The organism is Amycolatopsis sp. lyj-84, from assembly GCF_046549075.1.
Lineage (GTDB): Bacteria > Actinomycetota > Actinomycetes > Mycobacteriales > Pseudonocardiaceae > Amycolatopsis.
In genome coordinates, this window is record NZ_JAJPWO010000008.1 from 198,408 (window position 1) to 221,651 (window position 23,244).

Annotated in this window: 17 protein-coding genes and 2 tRNA genes; 15 read left to right on the forward strand and 4 right to left on the reverse strand. The window is 63.8% G+C overall.

Features of this window, described 5'->3' with window-relative positions; all coding sequences use genetic code 11:
- Positions 1-46 precede the first annotated feature (46 nt).
- Entirely contained in the window at positions 47-547 is a 501-nt protein-coding gene (locus tag ACLJRM_RS24750) for an FBP domain-containing protein (protein ID WP_101611835.1), read from the forward strand.
- 282 nt (positions 548-829) lie between these two features.
- Here the strand turns inward: ACLJRM_RS24750 and ACLJRM_RS24755 are convergent, their stop codons facing one another.
- A complete protein-coding gene (locus ACLJRM_RS24755) occupies positions 830-1,645 on the reverse strand; it encodes a class I SAM-dependent methyltransferase (protein ID WP_101611836.1) in 816 nt (271 codons plus the stop codon).
- Positions 1,646-1,722: 77 nt separating this feature from the next.
- Positions 1,723-2,415, reverse strand: a complete 693-nt coding sequence (locus ACLJRM_RS24760; RefSeq protein ID WP_101611837.1) for a FadR/GntR family transcriptional regulator — start codon at positions 2,413-2,415, stop codon at positions 1,723-1,725.
- A 74-nt stretch (positions 2,416-2,489) separates the two neighbouring features.
- Between ACLJRM_RS24760 and ACLJRM_RS24765 the strand changes: the two genes are divergently transcribed.
- Positions 2,490-3,134 (forward strand): GNAT family N-acetyltransferase, encoded by a 645-nt coding sequence (locus tag ACLJRM_RS24765; protein ID WP_101611838.1) that lies wholly within the window; start codon positions 2,490-2,492, stop codon positions 3,132-3,134.
- Positions 3,135-3,203: 69 nt separating this feature from the next.
- Entirely contained in the window at positions 3,204-3,965 is a 762-nt protein-coding gene (locus ACLJRM_RS24770) for a sulfite exporter TauE/SafE family protein (RefSeq protein ID WP_101611839.1), read from the forward strand.
- A gap of 48 nt (positions 3,966-4,013) precedes the next feature.
- On the opposite strand, the gene hisC is transcribed toward ACLJRM_RS24770, so the two are convergent.
- Positions 4,014-5,069 (reverse strand): histidinol-phosphate transaminase, encoded by a 1,056-nt coding sequence (gene hisC, locus ACLJRM_RS24775; RefSeq protein WP_101611840.1) that lies wholly within the window; start codon positions 5,067-5,069, stop codon positions 4,014-4,016.
- Positions 5,070-5,166: 97 nt separating this feature from the next.
- On the opposite strand from hisC, the gene ACLJRM_RS24780 reads away from it, so the two are divergent.
- From ACLJRM_RS24780 to ACLJRM_RS24835, 12 genes are all read left to right on the forward strand, one after another.
- Positions 5,167-5,799, forward strand: coding sequence for a dienelactone hydrolase family protein (locus tag ACLJRM_RS24780; RefSeq protein WP_101611841.1), 633 nt, complete (start codon positions 5,167-5,169; stop codon positions 5,797-5,799).
- Between the two features lie 47 nt (positions 5,800-5,846).
- Complete coding sequence (locus ACLJRM_RS24785; RefSeq protein ID WP_233223067.1) at positions 5,847-6,326, forward strand: hypothetical protein; 480 nt, start codon at positions 5,847-5,849, stop codon at positions 6,324-6,326.
- Positions 6,326-7,450: a PPE domain-containing protein gene (locus ACLJRM_RS24790; RefSeq protein ID WP_410664407.1), complete on the forward strand. Its 1,125-nt coding sequence runs from the start codon at positions 6,326-6,328 to the stop codon at positions 7,448-7,450. The genes ACLJRM_RS24785 and ACLJRM_RS24790 overlap by 1 nt, the downstream gene beginning before the upstream one ends.
- A complete protein-coding gene (locus ACLJRM_RS24795; RefSeq protein WP_410664408.1) occupies positions 7,450-8,211 on the forward strand; it encodes an ESX secretion-associated protein EspG in 762 nt (253 codons plus the stop codon). Before ACLJRM_RS24790 ends, ACLJRM_RS24795 begins: the two co-directional genes overlap by 1 nt.
- 19 nt (positions 8,212-8,230) lie before the next feature.
- Entirely contained in the window at positions 8,231-10,207 is a 1,977-nt protein-coding gene (locus ACLJRM_RS24800) for an acetoacetate--CoA ligase (RefSeq protein WP_410664409.1), read from the forward strand.
- A gap of 33 nt (positions 10,208-10,240) precedes the next feature.
- Positions 10,241-11,896, forward strand: a complete 1,656-nt coding sequence (locus tag ACLJRM_RS24805) for a phosphatidylglycerol lysyltransferase domain-containing protein (protein WP_410664535.1) — start codon at positions 10,241-10,243, stop codon at positions 11,894-11,896.
- Between the two features lie 65 nt (positions 11,897-11,961).
- Positions 11,962-12,051, forward strand: a tRNA-Ser gene (locus ACLJRM_RS24810).
- A gap of 42 nt (positions 12,052-12,093) precedes the next feature.
- Positions 12,094-12,167, forward strand: a tRNA-Arg gene (locus ACLJRM_RS24815).
- A 1,076-nt stretch (positions 12,168-13,243) separates the two neighbouring features.
- Positions 13,244-13,651 carry a DNA mismatch endonuclease Vsr gene (vsr, locus tag ACLJRM_RS24820; protein ID WP_410664536.1) on the forward strand — a complete coding sequence of 136 codons (408 nt, stop codon included), beginning with the start codon at positions 13,244-13,246 and terminating at the stop codon, positions 13,649-13,651.
- Between the two features lie 108 nt (positions 13,652-13,759).
- Positions 13,760-15,505 carry a hypothetical protein gene (locus tag ACLJRM_RS24825; RefSeq protein ID WP_410664410.1) on the forward strand — a complete coding sequence of 582 codons (1,746 nt, stop codon included), beginning with the start codon at positions 13,760-13,762 and terminating at the stop codon, positions 15,503-15,505.
- A gap of 1 nt (position 15,506) precedes the next feature.
- Positions 15,507-16,835 carry a hypothetical protein gene (locus tag ACLJRM_RS24830; RefSeq protein WP_410664411.1) on the forward strand — a complete coding sequence of 443 codons (1,329 nt, stop codon included), beginning with the start codon at positions 15,507-15,509 and terminating at the stop codon, positions 16,833-16,835.
- Positions 16,832-21,754 (forward strand): FtsK/SpoIIIE domain-containing protein, encoded by a 4,923-nt coding sequence (locus ACLJRM_RS24835; protein WP_410664412.1) that lies wholly within the window; start codon positions 16,832-16,834, stop codon positions 21,752-21,754. Before ACLJRM_RS24830 ends, ACLJRM_RS24835 begins: the two co-directional genes overlap by 4 nt.
- A 395-nt stretch (positions 21,755-22,149) precedes the next feature.
- On the opposite strand, the gene ACLJRM_RS24840 is transcribed toward ACLJRM_RS24835, so the two are convergent.
- Positions 22,150-23,157: a hypothetical protein gene (locus ACLJRM_RS24840; protein WP_410664413.1), complete on the reverse strand. Its 1,008-nt coding sequence runs from the start codon at positions 23,155-23,157 to the stop codon at positions 22,150-22,152.
- Positions 23,158-23,244: the final 87 nt, after the last annotated feature.

Here is a 23,244-nt window from a genome sequence, read left to right on the forward strand (position 1 = left end):
GGAAAACGGTTGGCGGGTTCCCGGGTGCGGTGGCTACCTTGCCGGTATGGAACCGCTGGGACAGGACGAGATCAGGGCGTCCTTCGTGAACTGCACGCGCGGCGAGGCGAAGGGAGTCACCCTGCCCGCCCGCCCGGACGAGATCCCTTGGGAGAAAAGGGAATTCCTCGGCTGGCGTGATCCGAAGGCCACCGCCAGGGCGTATCTCGTGCTGCCCTATCACGGGGAAACCGTCGGACTGTCCCTTCGCGCCGCGTCCCGGCCGAAGGGCCGTGTCCTGCTGAGCAACATGTGCGGCCTGTGCACGACGACACATCCGCTGTCCGACATCGCGCTGTTCTCCGGCCGCCGCGCGGGGAAGCCCGGGCGGGAGGGGAACACGCTCGGCATCTACGCGTGCGCGAACCTCGCGTGCAGCCAGTACATCCGCGGCGAGCTGAAGCCGGACGTGCCGCAGCCGTCGGAAACGCTGACGCTGGAGGAACGCGTCCTCCGGCTGGAGGACAAACTGCACCGGTTCGTGGAGCGGGTACTGGAGTCACGCTGACACCCTGCTGTAAGCGTTCGGTCCAGCTGGTCCGACGCCGAGGTACGTGGTGCCTCCGCCTCGCCTTCGCGCGTTGCGAAAGCCACTTTCGCAACCTTCAAGGTTGAGAAAGTGGCTTTCGCAACGTCGGGAGCGGCCCTGCTCACCTTCCGGAGCCCCGGGACGCAACTCACGTGATCAGGCAAGGAACTCGCGTGATTGGGGGCGGAACACTCGAGTGCGGCGTCCAGTCACGTGAGTTCCGTCCCTGATCACGCGAGCCACGCCTCCGGGCCACGAGGCTCAGAATCGGAACCGCAGGATCCGCCCCATCTTCTTGAACGCCGGGAAAAGCCCCGCGAACCACAGCTGCGCCCGCATCGATCCCGAAAGCCGGTCCTTCACCTCAGGCGTCGCGTAATCCGTCGAGTCGAGCTTCGCGACCAGCGTCAGCCCGAGCCGCTCCAGCTCCGAGATCTCGTCGATGCCCCAGTACAACGTCGCCCCGGCCTTGCGCACCACGGGATTCAGCTTCTGCAGCTTGATTCCCAGCCTGCTGAACGTGTCGAAGACCATTTCGCCGCCCTGCGGGAAATGCGCGATCAAACGCCGCAGCAATTCTTCGCCCTCGGACGGTTGCAAATACATCGTCAGGCCCTCCGCGATCACCAGGCCCGGTTTGTCCGACGGGATCTCGTCGATCCAGCCGAAGTCCGTCACGGACGAGCCGATGGTCCGGTATCCCTCCCGGGCGGGGTAGATCCGGCCGCGCAGCGCGACGACATCGGGATAGTCGACGTCGAACCAGCGCACCGAAGGCGGCGGGTCGAGGCGGTACACGCGGCTGTCCATTCCGCAGCCGAGTTGCACGACGGTCGCGTCCGGATGCTCCCGGAGGAAGGCCGCGGCCCAGTCGTCCATCGGCTTCGCCCGCAGCGCGACGGTCAAGCCGAGCTGGCCGTCGACGCCGAGCGAAGCGAAGTCGTAGTCGATCTGCTTGACGGCCTCGTCGGCCGCCGTGTCACCGAGGACCGGCCGCTCACTGCGGGCGTCGAGCGCCCGGCCGTACAGCGTGGCCAGCATCGTCGCCTTCTCCTCGGTGAACCGGACCTTCTCCACCGCACACCCCCATCAGAAGTTTCACAAACTTCTGAAAACGATACTCGCGCAGTGGCGGCGTCACCGTCAAGAAAGCGTCAATCCCGGGTCGTGTAGTCGTGGACGTAGGTCTTGGCGTCGAGCAGATGCCGCCGGGTGATCTCCCGCGCGGACTCCGCGTCCGAACGGCGGATCGCTTCGAGGATCGCGCGATGCTCGTCGACGGCCTTGCGGATCTGCCCCGGAAGCCGGAGCGCGGCCCGTCGTTCCTCACCGACCAGCGAGAGCACCGACCGCAGCAGATCGGTGACGTCGTCGTTGCCCGCGTTGCCCGCGATCACCCGGTGGAATTCCGCGTCGGCCGCGATCACGCGCAGCATGTCGCCGTCGGCCGCTGCCCGGTCCATCTCGTCGACGGTGCTTTCCAGCCGCTCCAGCACCCGCGGCGTGTGGTCGAGCGCGAGCCGCTCGGCCAGTGTCGGTTCGACGGTGGTCCGCAGGTCGAACAGCTTCTCGACCAGTTGCTCGTGCTCGGAGAACCAGGTGTGGAGCGGCTGTTCGCCGAGGTTCTCGCGGACATAGGTGCCCGAACCCGGGCGCACCTGCACGTAGCCGATGGAATCCAGCACCCGCAACGCCTGCCGCAGCGAACCGCGGCTGATCCCGAGTTGTTCGCACAGCGCGCGTTCGGCCGGCAGCCTCGATCCGGCGGGGAGTCTGCCCGAATCGATCATCGTGCGCAGATGATCGACCGTCGTGCTCCACACCTGTTCGCGCTCGTCGTCGGCCACGGCCTCATCCTGACAGGTTCGGCGAACCGCCCGGAAATGTCGGTGACCGGTGTCATCATCGAATGATGACTGGGGTGGCAGGGCTGATCAAAGCATGGGTGCACGGATGGGCGCTTTCCCGCGGCGTCGGGGTCCCGGTGGCCGAATCGGACGGCTACCGGCTCGATGTCGGGCGTCCGGGGCATCGCGTGCGATATGTGCTGGCGGACGCCGGATCGGTCGCGCGCCGGGCTCGCGCGCTGACCGAGCCCGGCACCTGGCTGAAGGTGAGCGGCTCGCGTGAAGAGGTGGTGGAGACGGTGCCGCCGAACTGGGAGGTCGGCCCGCCGGAGTATCTGATGAGCACGCCGCTCGCGATGCGGCCCGTGATGCCCGCGCCCGAGCCGTACCGGGCGGAACTGGTCGGCGACGGCGTGGTCACCGACGTCGTGGTGCGAGCGCCCGACGGCTCGCGCGCGGCCACCGGCCGGGTCGCGATCGCCGGCGGGACGGCGGTGGTCGACCAGGTGGTGACGGAGCCCGAGCACCAGCGGCGAGGGCTGGGCCGGTTCGTCATGCGCAGGCTCGACGAGGTGGCGGTGGCGGCCGGAGCGGAGAGGGCGGTACTGGTCGCGACGGAAGAAGGGCGGGCGCTGTACCTGACGCTCGGCTGGACGGTCGCCGCGGAGATCACTCCGGCGCATTTGCCGGAGTCCGAAAACGGCATAACGGGCACTTGAATGTTCGACGAGACACATCCAGAGCGCGAAAGGAGGTAACCGTGCTTATGGTGCGCGAGTGAGTGCTTTATGACTTGGTGGCACGCGGTCCTGATCTTCGTCGCGGGACTCTGGGCGGGCACGATCAACACGGTCGTCGGCTCGGGCACGCTCGTGACCTTCCCGGTCCTGGTCGCGCTCGGCTATTCGCCGCTGACGGCGACGACGTCCAACGCGATCGGCCTCGCTCCCGGCACGGTCAGCGGGGCGATCGGGTATCGCCATGAGCTCAAGGGCTATTGGCCCGAGGTCGTGAAACTCGCCGTCGCGTCGTTCCTCGGCGCGATCTGCGGGACGATCCTGCTGCTCTCACTGCCGAAGGACGCCTTCGAGACCGTCGTGCCCGCGCTGGTCGGGCTCGCGGTGGTGCTGGTGATCGTCCAGCCGCGAGTGGCCGCCTGGGTCGCGAAGCGCCGCGAGGAGAACGGGAAGGTCCACAAGATCGGGCCGCTCCTGCTGTTCCTGATCTTCCTGATCGGCATCTACGGCGGATACTTCACGGCCGCGCAGGGCGTGATGATGGTCGCGGTGATGGGCATGCTGATGTCCGAATCGCTGCAGCGGCTCAACGGCGTCAAGAACGCGCTCTCCGCCGTCGTGAACATCGTCGCCGGCGCGATCTACGCCTTCACCGCGCCGATCAGCTGGCCCGTGGTCGCGCTGCTCGCGGTCGGGTCGACGATCGGCGGCCAGCTCGGCGCGAAGATCGGCCGCAAGCTCTCGCCGACCGTGCTGCGCGCGGTGATCGTCGTGGTCGGTCTCGCCGCGATGGTGCAGTTGCTCCTCAAATAGAACAGCCCGCACCCCGCGAACGGAGTACGGGCTGTCCCGAAGTGTGCGTCAGCGCGGGAAAGCCGCGGCCGCTTCGAGGAAGGTGTCGTTCTCCTCGGGCGTCCCGATGGTCACTCGCGCGCCTTCGCCCGCGAACGGGCGCACGATCAGCTTCCGCTCCAGCGCGTGTTCCGCGAAGGCCGTCGTCCGCTCGCCCAGCGGCAGCCAGACGAAGTTCGCCTGCGTCTCTGGAACCTCGTAACCCTTGGCCACCAGCGCATCCCGCACGCGGGTCCGCTCCGAGATGATCTCCTTGCAGCGCTCCAGCAGTTCATCGGCCGCGTCGAGGGAGGCGATGGCCGCCGCCTGGGCGATCAGGTTCACCGAGAACGCGACGTACACCTGCTTCAGCGCGACGGTGATCGCTTCCGGCGCCACCGCGTAACCCACGCGGAGACCGGCGAGGCCGTACGCCTTCGAGAAAGTCCGAAGCACCGCGACGTTGTCCCTGCCACGCGCCAGTTCGACGCCGTCCGGCACCTCGACGTCGGTCACGAACTCCTTGTACGCCTCGTCGAGCACGACGAGCACACCCGGCGGCACGGCGTCGAGGAAGCGCTCCAGCTCCGCGCGCCGCAAGACGGTCCCGGTCGGGTTGTTGGGGTTGCACACGAAGACCAGCCGCGTCTTCGGCGTGATGGCGGCGAGCATCGCGTCGAGATCCAACCCGTGCCCGGTCGTCAGCGGCACCTTCACGCTGACGGCGTTCGCGACCTGCGTGACGATCGGGTACGCCTCGAACGAACGCCACGGGAAGACGACCTCGTCACCCGGTTCGCACAGGGCCTGGATCATTTGCTGGCAAAGGGAAACCGAGCCGCAGCCGATGGCGATCCGCTCGACCGGCTCGTTCAGTTCGCGGGCCAGCCGCTCGACGAGCGCGGACGCCGTGATGTCCGGGTACCGGTTGATGCCCTGTGCCGTCTCGGCTATGGCCTGCGCCACACTCGGCAACGGCCCGCCGGGAACCTCGTTGCTCGCAAGCTTGATCGCGCCCTGGATTGTCCGGCCAGGGACGTACTTCGGCAACGATTCGAGATCCGCACGCGGCGAAACAGGGGACATCTTCGGCGCTCCTACGTCTGGGGGACGGCAACGACACCGTATCCTCCCGCGCAACGGCAAGCCCCGAATATTTACCTAAGAGTGGTCTGATGGAGGAATGACCCTGACGACCACCGTGGAACACCAGCACGCCGACGGCCACACGCTGCGCCTGACCTTCGCCGAACCGGAAGGCGTCGTCCGCGGCGGACTCGTGGTGTTGCATGAAGAAGCCGAAGAGGTCGAAGAGGGTTTGAGCCTGCTCCTGGCGGGTCTCGCGGGCGAAGGCTGGCTCACCGTCACCCCGCATCTCGATCGCGACAACCTCACGCAGCAGGACCTGCTCGAAGCCACCGACGCGACGCTCGCCTGGCTCGGTGATCGCGGTGTCCAGGCGGATCTCGTCGGTGTCGTCGGTTTCGACCTCGGCGGGACGGCGGCTCTGGTCGTGGCGTCGAACCGCAGGCTGGGCGCGGCGGTCAGCGTCGGCGGGCAGGGGGTCACCGGGTTGCCGGTCCTCGTCGAGATCGCGGGACGGCTCACCAGCCCGTGGCTCGGCATGTACGGCGACTCGGGCGACGAGGCCGGCGGCGCCGAGGTCGAACAGCTGCGTGACGCGGCGGCGACGGCGAGCGTCGCGACGAACGTCGTCCACTACCCGGGCGCCAATCACCGCTTCGACGCCGACCCGGATGCGGCCGCGGAGGCCTGGCAGCGCACGTTGAATTGGTTCGACGCCCACCTACGCTGACTCCATTCGCGCTAACATCCCCCTGAGATGTGACAGGGGAGGGTCGAATGGCACAGTCACCCAAGGTGCCCGTGACGCCACAAGCCGCGTTCGGTGCTTCGGCGCCGGCCTTGGCGCCGGTGGCGGGTCAGATCCGGGACACCAAGACCGCTGCCAAGAAGGGGACCGTCAAGGTCACCGAGGACGCCGCCAAGAAGCTCGTCGACGCGCTGCTGAAAGCGCGTCACGAGCTCAACGCGCTGATCAAGGACTCGACGGAGTTCAAGGCGCCCTTGAAACTGGGCGACAACTTCGTCGGGCACACGATGAGCGAACGATTCCAGGGCGCGGCGACCGAGGGGACCGAAGCGGCACTGCCCGTCCTCAAGGACTTCGCGGTGGTGCTCAAAGACCTCCAGCTCACCGTGATGGCGGCGCGCAAGATGTACGTCGCCGCGGACGAGGAAGGCCAGGAGCAGCTCGAACGGGTCGCCCGCCGGTTCGACCTCGAGGACATGGTCGAACCCGAGCGGAAGGACGAGCACTGATGCGCATCCTGCCCTCGCCGTGGCCGCCGCCCGAGCCCGAGCCGCAACCCGGCCCCGATCACCTGCGCGCAGACATCGACTGGATGAGCTACTCGCACCGCGAGCTCTACGAGATGGTCCACAACGAGCTGGACCTGGCGAGCGCGGAAGCCGTCGCCGCACAGTGGGCGAAGATCGGCGCGTTCCTGGACAGGGCCGCTTCCGAGCTCAAGGCGGCCATCGTCGCCACCGCCGACGGCTGGACGGGCGAGGGTGCCGACAGGGCCCGTGACGCCGCGATCAAGCTCGTCGACTGGGCCGATGAGACCGGCTGGCGCGCGGAGAACGTCGCGAACTGCGTACGCCGCCAGGCGGACATCGCCGAAACCGCGCGGCGAACGATGCCCGAGCCGCCGGGAGCCGCCCCTCGGCCGAAGGTGCCGGAGCCGCCGAGGCGCCGCCCGATCCCGGTCTCCGATTCGACGCAAGCCATGTCGGCATCGGCGCCCTCGAATCCCGGCTTCGCCGAGGCTGGGCGGATCGTCGCCGAACCGACCGACGAGAGGGCACAGGACTCGCACCGTCAGGCCGCCGACGTGATGACGCGGATGCAGCAGAGCTCCGGCGAGGTCTACGAAAACGTCCCTCGCTTCACTTCGTACGGCAAGCAGCCGCAGCTCCTCAAGACGCCTGAAGAGCCGGAGCCGCGGCCGAAACCCGAACCGGAACCGGTGCCGCCACCGGACGACACGACCCGCAGCAGCGGCACCGACGACGTCGCCCCGATCCAGGTGCGGGAGCCCGCCGAGGCGCCGCGCGGGCCCGGCGCGAGCAGCGGCGCCTTCGTGCCGTCACCGCCCGGAACCTCCGGCGGAACCCAAGAGCAACTCGGGCAGGGCGGCCGATCCGGCGCCGGCGGTTTCGGGCCGTCGGGGCAATCCGGCCAGGTGGCCGGGACACGGGCCGCGGCCGCGGGTATGGGCGGCTTCGGCGGGATGCCGATGGGGATGGCGCCTCAGCAAGGACGTCAGGGCGAAGAAGACCACAAGGCACCGGACTACCTCGTCGAGGATGCCGACATCTGGGGCCTGAGCGGGCAGGTGACCCCGCCGGTCATCGGCGAAGACCCGAGAGGCGGCCGCTGATGGACTGGATCCGCCTGCACATCGGCGAGCTCTTCCTCCTGTGGTCGGCGCACGGGCGCGACGAACTGCCCGCGGTGCTGGAGGTTCCGCACGTCGGGCGGACGCCGGAGTTCCGCGCCGAACTGGTCGGCACGGCGAGCCGGACGCTGTCGGAACGCGGCCTCGGCACGGTGGAGGCCCCCGCGCCGGAACTGGTGGGGCTGCTGCACACCCTCGCGAACAGCGAACTGACGCTGGACCTGCGGCTCGACGGCGATCCCGCGTACCGGGCCGTCGGCTGCGTGTCCGATCGCGGCGCGGTCGCGATCGGCGTCGCGGGCACCGACGTCGAGCTGTCCGCGCTGCGGGAACCCCTCGTCGCCGCGACCCTGCTGCAGGCGTTGCCGCCATGCGAGCAGGGGCGGGGCCTCTCGGTCAACCTGCGCGTCGACGACTACACGGCGGCCTGCGAGGCGGGGGAGCGTGGCGGGCAGCCGGCTTTCTCCGATGTCCTGCGCGACGCCGGGCTGCGCGAACCCGAGGTCATCGTGATGGTGCGGATCGCGACGCAGCGGATCGGCAGCGGGCGGCTCGGGGCGGCCAGGAAGTCGTGGGAGGGCCGCTGGGTGCGCGGAGAAGGCACGCTGACCTGGGTGGACACCCCCGACGGCCGCTACGGACTCCGTCGCGATCGAGGGTGGCTGACGATCACCCCGCTCGACGCGGGGCGCCTCAAGACGATGGCGTACGAGCTGTTCACAGGGGCTCGCCAAGTAGGTTAACGAGGGTTAACATCGCGGGGTGACGCACACCGCCGACGCCCCAGAAGTGCTCTGGCGCCCCGAGCCGAGCCGCCTGTCCGACACCAAGATCGACGCGTTCCGCCAGTGGCTGCGCACCGAACGCGGCGTGGAAGTCGACGACTACAACGAGTTGTGGGAGTTCTCCGTGCGGCGCGGACCGGAGTTCTGGTCGGCCGTCGGCGAATTCCTCGGCCTGCGCTGGCACGATCAGCCTGGCGAAGTGCTCACCGGCGAGATGCCGAACGCCCGGTGGTTCGAGGGCGGCACGCTGAACTACGCCGAGCACTCGCTCATGCCCGGCGTCGCGGGCGCCGCGAAGGCCGACGACGAGATCGCCGTGATCTTCCACCGCGAAGACGGCCTCTCGTCACAACTGACGTACGGCGCCTTGCGTTCCGCCGTCGCTTCCGCGAGGGAGGGCCTGCGGAAGCTGGGAGTGTCCAAAGGGGACAGAGTCGTCGCACTGGCGCCGAACTGCCCGCAGACGCTGATCGCCTTCCTCGCCACCGCGAGCCTCGGCGCCGTCTGGTCGTCGTGCTCGCCGGACTTCGGGGTCCGCGCGATCACCGACCGCTTCGCGCAGATCGAGCCGAAGGTGCTGATCGCGGTCAACGGGTACGTCTACAATGGACGGTGGTTCGACAGCCGTTCGACGGTGAACTCGTTGCGGGACGAGATCTCCACGCTCGAAGCGACCGTGCTCATCGACTACGCGGGCGGCCGCCTCGACGGAACCCTCGACTGGGACACGCTGCTCACCGACAACGCCGGCGCGGAACTGGCCTTCGAGCCCGTCGAATTCGCCCACCCGCTGTGGGTCCTGTACTCCTCGGGGACCACCGGGCTGCCGAAGGGCATCGTCCACGGGCACGGCGGGATCACCCTCGAACACCTCAAAGCCCTTGCCCTGCAAAGCGATCTCGGCCCGGGCGACCGGTTCTTCTGGTTCACCACCACCGGCTGGATGATGTGGAACTTCCTCATCTCCGGCCTGCTGACCGGGACGACGATCGTGCTCTTCGACGGCAGCCCCGGCAGCCCGGACCTCAACGTGCTGTGGCATCTGGCCGAACAGCATCGCGTCACCTACTTCGGCACGTCGGCGCCGTACATCCAGAGCTGCCTGAAGGCCGGGATCAAACCGGCCGAGCGCTACGACCTCACCGCGTTGCGCGCCTTGGGATCCACCGGTGCGCCGTTGAGTGTCGAGGGCTTCCGGTGGATCGTCGACGAGGTCGGCAAACGCGTCCAGATCTGCTCGGTGTCCGGTGGCACGGACCTGTGCGCGGCGTTCGTCACGTCGGCCCCGGACGTCCCGGTCTGGCTGGGCGAGCTTTCGGTGCGCGCGCTCGGCGCCGCCGTCGCCGCCTTCGACGAGCAGGGGAAACCGGTGGTGGAGACGGTCGGCGAACTGGTGATCACCGAGCCGATGCCGTCGATGCCGGTGTTCTTCTGGAACGACCCGGACGGCTCGCGGCTGCGCGAGGCGTACTTCGAGATGTACCCGGGGATCTGGCGGCACGGCGACTGGATCCGGATCACCGGGCGCGGCTCCGCGGTCATCTACGGGCGCAGCGACTCGACGCTCAACCGCGGCGGCGTCCGGATGGGCACGGCCGAGTTCTACCGGGTCGTCGAGTCGTTCGACCAGGTCGCGGATTCGCTGGTGATCGACACTTCGGCGGCGGGCAACGAGGAGGGGCAACTGCTGTGCTTCCTCGTCCTGGCCGAAGGCGTCTCGCTCGACGAGGTCGAGCCCGCCTTGCGCAAGGAGCTGCGAGGAGCCCTCTCGCCGCGGCACGTGCCCGACCGGTTCGTCCAGGTGACCGAGGTACCCCGCACGCTCAACGGCAAGAAATGCGAGGTTCCGGTCAAGAAGATCCTTTCGGGGGTTTCACCTGACCGCGCCGTCAGCCGGGATGCGCTGCTGAACCCCGACGCCCTTGTACCGTTCGTGGAGCTGGCAAGGAGCTGAACCTAGGGGCGGGACTTGGCGGGCGCGTGGCGGGTGGCGGGTGCCACCTCGGTGGTGGTGGTCACCTGGGTGACGCGGCTGGCCGGACTGCTGGCCCTGGTCTCGGTGCTGGTCCCGGCCGGGCGGCGCACCCTGCGCGGGCACGTCGCCGAATGGCTGGAACTGCCGCACGAGGCCACGGTCGGCGCGGCGACGGTCGCGCTGGTGACCGGTGTGCTGCTCGTGCTGCTCGCCGCCGGCCTCAAGCGGCGGAAGCGACGAGCCTGGCAACTGGCGGTCGCCGCCGCCGTCCTGCTGACCGTGTCGCACCTCGGCCTGCGGCACGTCCTCGGCGCCGGCCTCGTGTCGCTCGCGCTGCTGATCGCCCTGATCGCGACGCGGCGTCACTTCATCGCGCTCCCCGATCCGGTCACTGGACGGTGGCGTGCGGTCCGGGTCTTCCTGCAGCTGACGGTGGCCGGGGTCGCGATCAACTTCGTGCTGCTGTCGGTCGCCAGGGCGCTGGAGCCCCTGGACGTCGGTGACAGGCTCGCTCAGTCGGTCCTGGCCCTGGTCGGCGTCAGCGGCCCCGCGGTGTTCCACGCGCTGTGGCTGGAGGACCTGTCGGCGGCCGTCGGCCTGCTGTTCGGCATCGGCGCGGTCCTGCTGGCCGCGTACTTCCTGCTCCGCTCGGCCGAACCCGCGCCGGAGCTGACCGATGACGAGATCGAACGGCTCAGGGCGCTGGTGGGCGAACGGGACTCACTGGGGTACTTCGCGCTACGCAGGGACAAGTTCGTGGTCTTCTCGAAGTCGGGGAAGGCCGCGGTGACCTATCGCGTGATCGCCGGTGTCGCGCTGTGCTCGGCGGACCCCCTCGGCGACCCGGAAGCGTGGCCGGGCGCGATCGAGGAGTACCTCGACGTCTGCCGTCGCTACGCCTGGACCCCGGCGACCATGGGCTGCTCGGAACTGGGCGCGACCGTCTGGGCCCGCTTCGGCCTGGAGGTGCTGGAGATCGGCGACGAAGCCGTCGTCGACACCGGCACCTTCACCCTCGAAGGCCGCACCATGCGCGGCGTCCGCCAAGCCGTCTCGCGCACGAAGCGAGCCGGGTACGCCGTCCGCGTCCGCAAGGCCGAAGACGTGCCTCCCGCTGAACTCGACGAACTCCGCGCCCTCGCCGCCACCTGGCGCGGCACCGACACCGAACGCGGCTTCTCGATGGCTCTCGGCCGCATGGGCGATCCGGGCTCGGTCCTGGTCACCGCCGAGCACGAGGGTCGCGTTCGAGGCTTGCTCCAGTTCGTCCCGTGGGGCGAGAAAGGCCTCTCGATGGACGTCATGCGCCGTGACCGGACCGCGGACAACGGCATCAACGAGCTGATGATCTCCGAACTGCTCCTGACGACCCCCGTCGACCACGTGTCCCTGAACTTCGCCGCCTTCCGCGCCGTCCTGGAACAAGGCCAACGCATCGGCGCCGGCCCCGTCGCCCGCCTGTCCGCCCGGACGCTGCGATTCTTCTCACGTTGGATCCAGATCGAAACCCTCTACCGCTTCAACGCGAAGTTCCAGCCCCGCTGGGTCCCGCGCTATCTGGCGTACCCCGCGGCCCGCGACCTACCCCGCGTCGGCATCGCCGTCTTCGAAGCCGAAGGACTCGGCGGGCGCTCTCCGCTGCTGCTCAGAGCGCTGCAACGGATCTAAGGGGGGTCCCTTTCGCGGGGGTTCGCGGGGTGTGTAACCTATCTGGGCAGTGGTCGTTCGACCTGGGAGGCTTCGCCTAGTCTGGTCTATGGCGCCGCACTGCTAATGCGGTTGGGGGTAACCCCCCCTCCCGGGTTCAAATCCCGGAGCCTCCGCTGGCACCTGTTCCGGCAGGTGCTAGATTAAAAACTGAACAAGCGCCCGTAGCTCAGCTGGATAGAGCATCTGACTACGGATCAGAAGGTCAGGGGTTCGAATCCCTTCGGGCGCACGTCTGGTTGAGACAGCAGTACCGAGAAGCCCTCCTCTTTGCAGGAGGGCTTCTTGCTGTTCTTGGGTATGCATCTGTCGGTGCGACTGGCGGGCAGAAAGTCTCCGTTTCTTTACTTGTCCGAATGAGGCGTGAGCCAAGGGGCGCATCGCCGTCGATACTGTGTGGCTGTCACGTCCCCGCATCGGCGCTTCCACCGCTGGAACGTGTACGGGACGTCGGCTCAGGTTCACGCTGGCTTCGTGGTGAACTCAGCCTGTGAACCACGAGGCCTCCATCCTCAGCCTGTTCTCAGGTGTCGGCGAGACCGGAGAGGGCTGTCAGAGGTCGGCCGCGACCGTATATCAGGCTTCTTCGAGAACAGAGTCTCTTTGACGACCCTATTGCCACATAGGTATCCGCTACACCCGTCTTTCGTGACGTACGAGGCGGTGATGCGTCGGACCTCGCGAGGTACCTCGTCGAGACAACTCAGTACCAGAAGCCAGATCGGGTGCTGCTAGAGACCGTGTCCGACATGCGTCACTTCGATCGAGGTGGAGCATGTGAAGGAGATCGTGGAAAGCTGGGTACTCCTGCGAACAGAGCTGGTGGATTCTCGGTCATTTAGTCTGCCGCGACAGGGGGCGCATCTACCCGGTGGCCAGCTATGTGACCGTCCAGTGTTCGTGATCTCCTTGGGCGAGAAGGCTTTCGGCAACTATCGGACAGAAGGAAACCATGGGTCAGGTCGGCCCATCGGCGCTGTTGTAAACCTTGAGGGAACCACCTCGATCAAGTTTCCCAGCCCGGCGTACAGGCGCTCGGTGCGGAGCAAGCCACCCGAATCACCCCTCCCCATCACTGCCGCAGAGTACTTGCAGGGGTATATGAGGGACAGAAGGAAGTAGCTCCGGAGGTCGGTTCTCGGCCTGATAGGGCACCTTCGAACGCCTTCCCGTGCAGCTGGAGTAACGCTGACCCGGCGCCGCACGTCACTGGAAAGGCAAGACGTGGCTCAACTACGCACTCGGGTTCGTGACGACCCCGACCGACATGTCGAGTTGACTGAACTGTGAGTCCATCACAACGTCAACCTGCAGCCTCGAGCGAACAGGTCCGACGACGGATGCAAGGGGCAATCTCGTCGCGACACGTCAATGGAGATCGCGGTCCGCAGAGCATTGCACGCTGCAGGGATTCGCTATCGCATCGATACCCGGCTGGAGCCGGATCTCAGAGCTCGCGGCGACATCGTCTGGTGTGGCAGGAAACTTGTAGTCTTTCTCGAAGGCTGCTTCTGGCACGCCTGCCCTCAGCACGTGACCTGGCCGAAGGCAAATGCTGACTGGTGGCGGGGCAAGCTAGAAGCGAACGTCGCGCGGGATCGATGGCTGGACCGACAACTCAAGGCTCGTGGGTGGCTAGTTCTCCGTTTCTGGGAGCACGAGGCCTCAGAAACGGTCGCTCAGCACATCATCAAGACGTTACGGGATCGGCGCTGAACAACCCATTTGGCCCAAGCATTGGCAAATGCTGTCTGGTGACGTAGCGCGCCCGCTAAATTCAGCGTGGGTCATACTGGATCGACAGACGACAGAGCCGGAGGGTGCATGAGGTTCGAGGTCAACGGCCACGTCGAGCGAATGGGTAGATTCCAACCATTCAACGCGAAGTCGGCGGACAGCGTCTACGAACAGGGTGACCCGACAGAACGTAGCTTCACGACGGCTGCGTTTCAGCACGTCTTGAACATTGTCGACGAGCCATCAGTGCGGATCGTTGTCCTGACCGGGGATGCCGGGCACGGTAAGACGCACCTCTGCGCACTTCTCTTGCAGAAATGTGGGCTCGAGAGTCGAGAAGCTCATCGCCTTATCCAAAATGAAGCCATGGGCGATAGGGATCTCACGCTCACTCCTGTGTCCAAGCGTCCCCTGCGGATCGTGAAAGATCTCAGCGACATCGAGATCGTTGCTGCGGGCGAGCTGCTGGCGAACTTGCGTTCGCTCGACGACGACACAGTCACAGTTGTCTGTGCCAATGAAGGTAGACTACGTCGCGCGGTCGCGAAAAGCGCTGATCCTGAGTTGGATGTCTTCACGAAAACGTTGGAGGCAGGAATAGTCGACGGGGTCTGTGCAGCCATCGACCCGGCTGTGCACGTCGTCAATCTCAACTATCAGTCAGTTGTCGGCGAGGCTGACAACGGCCTTGTCGACTGGGTACTGAACACTTGGGGGTCCGACGGTCGGAGCTGGCGGACCTGCAACAAGTGCAAGGCGCAAGCATCTTGCCCTATTTTCGAAAACCACAGACTACTTGCCGATCCTGAGCGTGGAAAACGTAGACGGGAAAGAATCAAGAAACTATTCGCCACGGCGGAGCGCACCGGCGCGGTGATCACCATCAGGCAGGCTCTGGCCGCGGTCGCCTACTCCCTCACCGGCGGGCTCAACTGCAAAGACGTCCATCGGAGGTCGCTGACGGACGAGTGGCAGTACAAGCACCTCTTTCACCAGGCGCTCTTCGGAGATCGTCTGAGTGCATCGCAGCGACCACAGGTGCCGATCTTCACCACGTTCCGCCGCCTCGATCCCGGCTCTACCGCGTTGCGTGCGGTCGATGACCTGCTGGACCCGACCACGGAAAAAACGAATTTCCTGCCGCCTATGCCTCTGTTGGGAGGCGTCACGCCGAAGTCTCGGCGTGACGCCCAACGTGAAAGCGAGACGCTCCACAACGTACTCAGGTTCTTGCGTCGCAGGGAGTTCTTCGATGAGGATTCAGGGCCGGAGCCTTTTGAGAGGATGGGGCTCAGGAGTGGAAAACACTTCGAACAAGCTGCTACGGGCGATTTGGGGGACCGTGCGACAACTGAAGTCCGAGATATCCTTCTGCGTGGGTTGGAAGCTGTTCAAGGCGTTCGACGTCCCGCCAACCCTCCTGATCTGTTGGTACTCGACCCGGCTTTCGTGAATCACCGCAGTCGGGCGGCCGTGGTCGGGCGTCGTGTGCAGAGTCGGAGGGTCACGTTGCGAGGGCAGGTCGCTCAATGGAGTTGTGACAACGAGCCAGAGCTCCCCGATGCCGTCGACTGGTTGAGTAGGTTAACATTCATCGACATCGACGGCTATGTGTGCATACCGTTGAACCTGTTTCGTTTCGAACTGCTGCAGCGGTGGGCCGAAGGGCTTCGCGCAAGGACCGAACACGTTGCCGAGATCCGGTTGATCAACGGCTTGCTCGCCAAAGCGGTCCCGCATGGTGAGATGGACGAAATCGTCGTGCTTGTCGGTAGTGAGCGCAGGACTCTGTCAATCGACGTAGGCGAACGGATTCGTTCGGGGGAGGCCTGAGATGGCGAATGATCGAGTGGGTGCGAAGATAGTCCATGAGTTGTTCGGCACTACGTTCCAGGAACAAGGCAGAGGCTTCTACATCTCATTGGAGCTCCTGGCGATCTGTCGCGGAATTATAGACGCGGGCGGGTCTCTGTTGAGCAACACAAGTGAGCCCATCGAATACGAACGTCGCTCTCATGACCTCGCTCGCCGACTTGCGATGGGAACGAGCATCAGTCGGGAAGAATTGGTCGAGGCGGTTGAAGGTGAGACGACGGAAACTACTTTGCGAGCACTCTTCTCGTCGCTCGTCATCACCGTTCCGGGCCGGAGGGTGAAGCGGCCGCCATGGTTCGCGGCGCACTTCTATCCCTTTGTCGGTGAGCTCGTGCACTATGACGCCGTTGATCGTCGCGGAGGATTCTCCATCGAGAGGTACATGTTTCGCAACGCCGGCGGCTTCGCCTATCACGTATTGCGGACCGATCCGGATCTGGGCCGGCGTGATCGGGTCGCGCGAATGCTCGAATCTTTGGTAATGGACAGTGACACGGCGCTGGGTCGAATTGCTGGTGCCATCCATTCACATGATCGAGTGAAGAGCTCTCAGCTCTTCACTGACGAATCCGAATCTGACGCGGTCGTCAATGGCGACGTCAGTCCATGGCCGAGCCTTCTCCGCTCTGGCTGTGATCAGATCGGAAACCGGGTTTCGGTGCCCCGCGCTAAGCGTGTGGAGCAGCTCCTCCATTGGGTTCCTTACTGTGTCGTCAGGCATCAATTGCACCTGGCGCGGGTCAAGATCGGAAAATCGCGTGAGTCGATCACGGTCGATGCGCTGTCCAGGGCAAACCCGATTCGGAAGAACTCGCAAGAGAGGCTCACGGGGTATCGCTGGGACATCGTGAAAGCCCTGGCGAAGACTGCTGTCGAACTCAAGGCATCTGACGGCTTGGAGGTTGCAGCCAAGTACACTCAACCGAATCCGGCGTTTGCGGCGTCACCTCGAGCCTTCTTCAGTGAGACGTTGGCTGCCGTAGGGGCTCTCAATGCAACTTCAGGAAAGCGCCATTTCACCTTCAAGGCTCCGATGCTAGAGGCTCTCTTGGCTGCGACAATTCCTGACGGCGTAGACATCGAATTCGAAGAGTACTGTCGAATACTGTTCGAAGAATTGGCACTTGTCATCGGCCCCTCCGAGGCGCGTAGTGCGGAACTGACCGGTGGCATCGACGAGGCGGACTTTCGGGCAAATCGCTCAGAGTTCCGTCAGCGATTGGAAAGCGCTGGTCTGCTCACCCACTATTCTGATGCGACTGATCTGGTGCATGGAGAGATTCGATGAACAGTATCACTGCTATTATCGGCAAGGTGGTCGCGGATATCACTCGAGGTGAGCTGAAATCGGCCCACGCGCCCGGGGCCTCGAGGCCGGCTGTTCGTATCACGGGCTTTTCTCGCGATGAGGTAGCTGCGATCTCCGCTGAGCTCGACAATTTCTGCCTAGAGGGAAGTCGTGCACCAGTTGTCGTCAAGGTAGGTACCCGTGATCCGCGGTCAGGTTTTCCTGAGCATCAACGTCTGACTCAAGGAGAGACCCTCACGTCGTGGCGCAATAGGGCAGATGTCTCGGCTCTGATCGTACTGGAGTACGAAGACCAAAGTGATGAATCGGGATTGTTGAACTCGCTGCATTCCATTGAAGATCGTGGCGTTCTGGCCCTGCAGGGAAGCGAGGATCTGGTGACCGGCCATGCCTGGGTGTTGGCTGATCGCGACCAGGACATACCTGCCCATTTGAGGGCAAGGTTGACATACATTCACGACTCATTCTCTGGTGATCAAGAAGTTTCACTGCGCAAGTGGACAGGGTTTGTCGCTTCAGTATGTGAAGATCTGTCAAGCGTACCTTCTCTCACTTCGGATGAGATCGACCGGGTCGTGGGTCGGCGATTGGCCAAACTCGGATTGCTCCCTGATTCACTTCTCTTCATCGACGATCGAGGTGCGCGAAGCCGGTTCGGGAGAAATCAGAAGGCATGTGCTCAGATCGGTGATGAAGAGCTGCTCGAACGCATCAACAGTATTGTGTTCGATGAGGATGTGCTTCGCCGGGCCGGAGCCGTCGAAATAGCTGAGCTTAAACGTCACATGCGCGACGTGGTCCAAACTGCGGGTGGGCAGGAGGGCGCTCGGGAAAAGGTCGAGTTCGAGGTTTGGCTCAGTTTGCTCGACCCAAGAGTGCGGCAAGGCCTGGGGGCAAAGATCCGCCTGCATTTCGAGAATGAAGCAGCTGGTCGGCTGCATGAATTCGACACCCTCGACGTGGAGGCAGGCCTGGATGCCGGAGAACAGGATGCTGCGGCCCGGCTGCTGAAGGCGGAACCCACTCAGGGGGATGTCGCGCTGATCGACGAGCTTCCACAACGGCTGCGCCGGCGCATCGAGAAGCTCGCTTTCCCGGATACCCGTGTCGAGCCGGACCCTCTTCGGGCAATTCTGCACGGCCTCCATGTACTTCATGAAGCCGAGGGCGCGGAGGTGCTGCTCGGCTTGGAGGGCAACTCCAGCGAAGGTGTGTGGACTCGATGGTTGTTCTGGCTGCTGTTCGGGTCTGTACTCGATGAAGTCGCTGATCGCTCGTCAGACGGCGAGCGGACTCTCCGGATCGACGAACGGCTGCGGGTTCATGTTCGTCCGGACATGCCCAGTGATGAAGACGAATTCGACCCGTCAGTGGCTTGGGCTCCACTCCGGCTTGCGCTTACTGTCCTTGAAGAGGGGAGTACTCGACGCTTGCGTTGGGAGCCACTGGCGAACACGGGGATCATCATGTTCGCAATGCTGCTCCATCGGGACAGGGCCTTCCACGGTCTTCGAGTACCGGACAGCCTGGAGAAGTGGTGTGACTCCTTCGTCGACCCTCGCGATTGGGATATGGTTCAGGATGAACCAGTGCAGGACGAAACGATCACTTCTCGTTTGCGTCGACATCGGGTCGAATATTTCGCCAGATTGCGGACTGGATTAACAGAGGAGGACTTGTCCGGATACGTGAGTGGATGGGAGGAACTGGTTACCGAGGCCCGAGTGCAGCTGGTTCCAGTCAATTCGCCGCTTCCTGCTCTTGAGGAAATCGTTCTCTCCGATGTCGTCGAGCTTCCCGGTGATCGATTAGTCATGCTCGGTACTCATCCGTTGCGTATTCGTTGGATTCAGGCACACTTATCTCGCATGTCGAAGTACCTGTCCAGTGAGCTTTCTGATGGCCTCAGGTTGAACCCTGGGAACACAGAGTTGTTTTTTGACCTCCTCGACCGAACATCGCCACATGGGCTGCCGCCTTTCGTCGTGGGTGCGGATGAAATGGTGGCGCTTGCCATGCGCGAGCACGGTTGGCACGAAGAGTACGCTGCAGTGCGGCAGGGCGGACACGAAAGCCGTGAGTGGTTGTCCACGGTGGACGACACTGCAATCGACGAGATGGTGAACGTGATCGTCTCGTATCTGGAGACGTACCCGTACAAACGTGACGGAGTAGTCGTGTTGTTGTTGTCCCGTGACGGTACGCCAAGATTGCCGTTGCGGCTCGCCCAACGAGTGAGGCAGCGGGTGCCCGGAGTCCGCATCGAGCTTCGCTTGTTCGCACCACAAGCGTCGCACGACGATATCGTCCGAAGTTTCGAAGAAGCTTTCGGTGACGAGGAGACGGCTGAGGAGCAACTCTTCCCTAGTATTCAGCTTGTTCTCAAGAGCTGGAACTTGGAGGTAGCGCCACACCTCGGCGACCTGATCGACAAGGTCGACGTTGCCCTGGCGCCCGCATTGTTCGGGACGAGGACGTCACTCAAGAACCTCACGCGCTCGAAAGGTGCGGCGCTGTCCGGTGCGTTCGATCCATGGCTGCACGCTGCTACTCATGACTTGAGCGAGAGCCATCAGAACGTCGTGCGGGTCCTGTTACCTCAACAACACGACCCGATGCTGGAAACGTGGTCGACGCTCTGTGTTCGGCAAGACGGCCACTCGCCGGTGGCGCCGCAAGAGGAGGCCAACACCGACTACTTTTCACTACAGGTCAGGTTTGATCGACAACAGGATCTGTTCGCGGAGCTGCATCGAGTCGCCCATTGGGTGGTCACATTGGACTCGTTCGTGGGCAGAGACCAGATCGATGCCTTGGATGAAATCGGTGAGCGCCCGGATGTGATCCTTGTTCGTACCGGAGTCGGTAAGAATGAGGCCTATACACTCATAGTCAGCTCGACCACCGGCCGGCGGTTTGTCGTGAGGCGTCTTGAACGAAAGCTCCGTAACGATCTCAAGATCACCAGTCGGCTCCCTGCTGAGTTGTTGGCGACCCGGCTGTACGAGGTCGGGAGGCATGTCGTGCCAGGCGCTGTCCTGCGAGCGTTGGGGCTCGGACGGGCGGCGCACGAGATTGTCGGCTTGGTCGTCAGCCGGTACGAGGTGGCGCGGCAGATGCCGGTTGACGAGACCCGCTCCGGGTTGGAAGTCTGGATCGGTTTCGACGAGCACTTGAATTGGTTCGGCAATCGACAACGTATGCGGGCGGATCTGGGACGATTCACCTTCACGGTCGATGAATCTGGCGAGATACGCTTGGATATCCTGGTTGTCGAGTCAAAATATCGGAGCACCGGTGATGCTGGTATCAGCGTTGCGAGACAACAGCTCGACCGAACCACCGAGCTCTGTCGTTGGGCTTTTGGTCAGGAAGAACCAGCTTACGAGGACAGCGACTTCTGGTGGCAGGAGCTCGCTGGTGCCCTGGACCAAACGAGCAAGGTGAAGTATCCGGCGAGTGAGCTCCCGGCATGGCGGATCTTCGGCGACGAATATCCCGGCCTTGCGGAGAAAGTGGTCGGCTCAGTGCGCGAGGGAAAGGTGAATCTCGACGACATAACCGGCGTCGCCGTCTATATTGTGTCGGATTTAATTTCCTCGGCACCACCACCGACTTCGCTTGGTTCACACAGGGCTTACCGCCTACATCGCCCAGAGCTGGAAGATGTACTGGGAAAACTGCTCGACGAGTGTTCGCCCGATCAGACTCCTCCTGCGGATCCAGAACCCTTACTGGCGGCGGAACACCTCTGCGAATCTGCATCAGATACACAGGTGTCGGAGGACGTCGGTCAGACTGAGCTGTCAACAGATGTGGATCAAGGATTTTTCCCCGGCGAAGTACGTGGGCTGGGTGACGTGAAGCTGTGCGAGCGCTACGAACGACTCCTGGATGTTCTAGATCAGCATAAGGTCTTGGTGACCCGGCCAAATGAAGGTGCTTGGTCCGAGGGGCCGGGATTCTATGTGCTTCGAGTGGTTCCACGTCCAGGGGTCACTGTAGACCGTGTGGTGAATCGCGTGGATGAGATCCAGTTGACTCTGGCGTTGCCTCGTGGCGATCGCATCCGTGCTTCGCTGGACAGGGGGGCCATAGTGTTCGAGGTGCCCAAGGCGCCTGCTGAGCGTTACCATGTCACCACTTCGGACCTTTGGCAACGAAGTCCGTTGCTCGAAGATCGGCTGGTGGTCCCTGTCGGTGAAGATATTGACGGTAACGTGGTATCGCTCGATTTCTCGTCGCCCGACTCGCCACATCTTCTCGTGGCTGGTACCACTGGTTCGGGTAAGTCGGTTGCTTTGGAGGGACTTCTTCGGGCGCTCTGTCGATATTCGACCGAAAGTGTTGAATTGTTCATCGTCGACCCAAAGGGTACTGAGCTGCTCGAATTTGCCGATGATGCGCACACTGTGGGTGGTATCGGAATGGATGCTGGAGATGCAATCGATAGCTTGTCTGCATCCGTGGACGAGATGCAGATGCGGTATCAGAAATTCAAAGAGGTGCGAGTCAGGGATCTGGCTGGGTATAATCGTACTGCTGGTGTCGAGTCGCTTCCGTGGCGAGTTGTCGTCTTGGATGAATACGCTGACCTCACCAGTGATCCAGATGAGAAGGCGTCGATTGAAAAGCAGTTGAAGCGGTTGACGCAAAAAGCTCGCGCGGCTGGTATACACGTAATAGTGGCGACCCAGCGCCCTAGTGCGGATGTGGTCTCGACCACAATACGTTCGAACTTTCCCGCACAGTTGGCTCTGCGTGTGAAGACCAGCACGGACAGTCGGATAATCATGGATGAGACAGGAGCCGAGGCGCTTGCTGGCCAGGGGGACGCCTTCCTACGCACCGCTCGCGGGACAACTCGTATCCAGGTGGCGTTCCATGCGCAACTTTGAGAGTTCGAAGACGTGGGTATGCCAGATTGAATGTTGGTCGTCGGTGTTGACTGAATTCGGCGGAGCTGAGATTTCTGACTGATTTTGGAGCCAGGGGTTGGCCAGGAGGATAACCGATCCTCGTCGGTCGACTTTGCCTGTCGAGCGCTGTCGCGGCCTACGTGATTGAGGCGTGGCGTCCATTTGGGTTGGGCGACGATCAAGACGTTCGTCGGATGCCGGCGAGTCGAGCCCGGCGACGTCTGACGCAGGCTGGGCGAGGCCGGTCGTGTCTGGTCCGCCTGGGCCGAATGGGTGAGATCGAGGTGAGCACGGCCTCGGCAGGCGCTCTTACTCGTGTCGGGAGGAGGATCGTCGGCCACGGCTCGATGGACACGCGGTCGTGGCGCTTTGGTTCAGTCCGTCGGAGGTCCTTCGAACGACACCTCGAAGAGGTGCTGCTCTGACCTCTCCGCGGTCAGCCATAGTGGGAAGTGCGCTTCGTAGTTCGCTTTGGGATCTATTCCCTTGAGCCAGAACAGCGGTAGCTTCTTGTCCAAGGCATCCCGTAGTGCGATGTTGTCCTTGTGTGAAGGATCTTCTCCACGGTACTTATAGCGGAGGATGCGTCCGTTGCTGTCGAGCTCGTCCTCATACGGGCGAGCCTCTCCTGATCTCCTGTAAACCGTCTTGATACATAATGCCGCGCCGAGCTGGGCGGGCTTATGGATTCCACGCTGCGGATCGAGGACCGCGATGCGCGTGCCGTCGAAGATGAAGTTGGTCATCTGTGAGAACGGGATCGGACCACCGTTCTGGGCCGTCAGGTCTTCGAGCCACTCGAAGACTGCGTTGCGCACGGACCGTTCGAACTCGATTGGAACTTCACGGCTCTTGGTACGCGTTGTCTGAGGAAGCTTCGTGGTCGTCTTCGGTGCTTCGCGTTTCAGTGCGGCAGGGCGGAGAAACACTGGCGGGACGAGCCTGACTGCACTTCGGACCGCATCGATGACACCGGGGGCGAAGTATTCATAGAGCACGTCGGCAGCAGAGAAGATGCCACGAGGCTCGTCGAGGACGTTCAGCACTTCGTCACGGAGGCCGCCTCGTGCGCCGTTGTCTCGCAACCACTTCGCTGAGCGAGGAGTTTCGGCCAAGGGCGACCCGTCTTCTGTGAAGGGAGCCCACAGGGTCCGTTCGAGTTCCCAGAAGGGCCGTGATGTTGGCACCTTCTGCGGACTGAACCGGTCGATCAAGTGGTCGAGGGGAGCCTCCGCGGCTTCGAAACTCGTAGCGTGGGATCGCTCATCGAGGTATCGGCCAAAGAGCCAGAGTAGCAACAAGGGCTTGTGGAGCGCGTGGTGCCCTCCGACCCTCTCTGTCTGAAGATGACGAAGCTGCTCGTGCAGGCCGTTCTCGTCCACAACCACCCCTCCGTGTGACGCAGACGACTGAGTGTAGTGGCGCGAAGGTTGCGTACGCGCAACTACTAGCGTGAAGCGTGTCCGTTA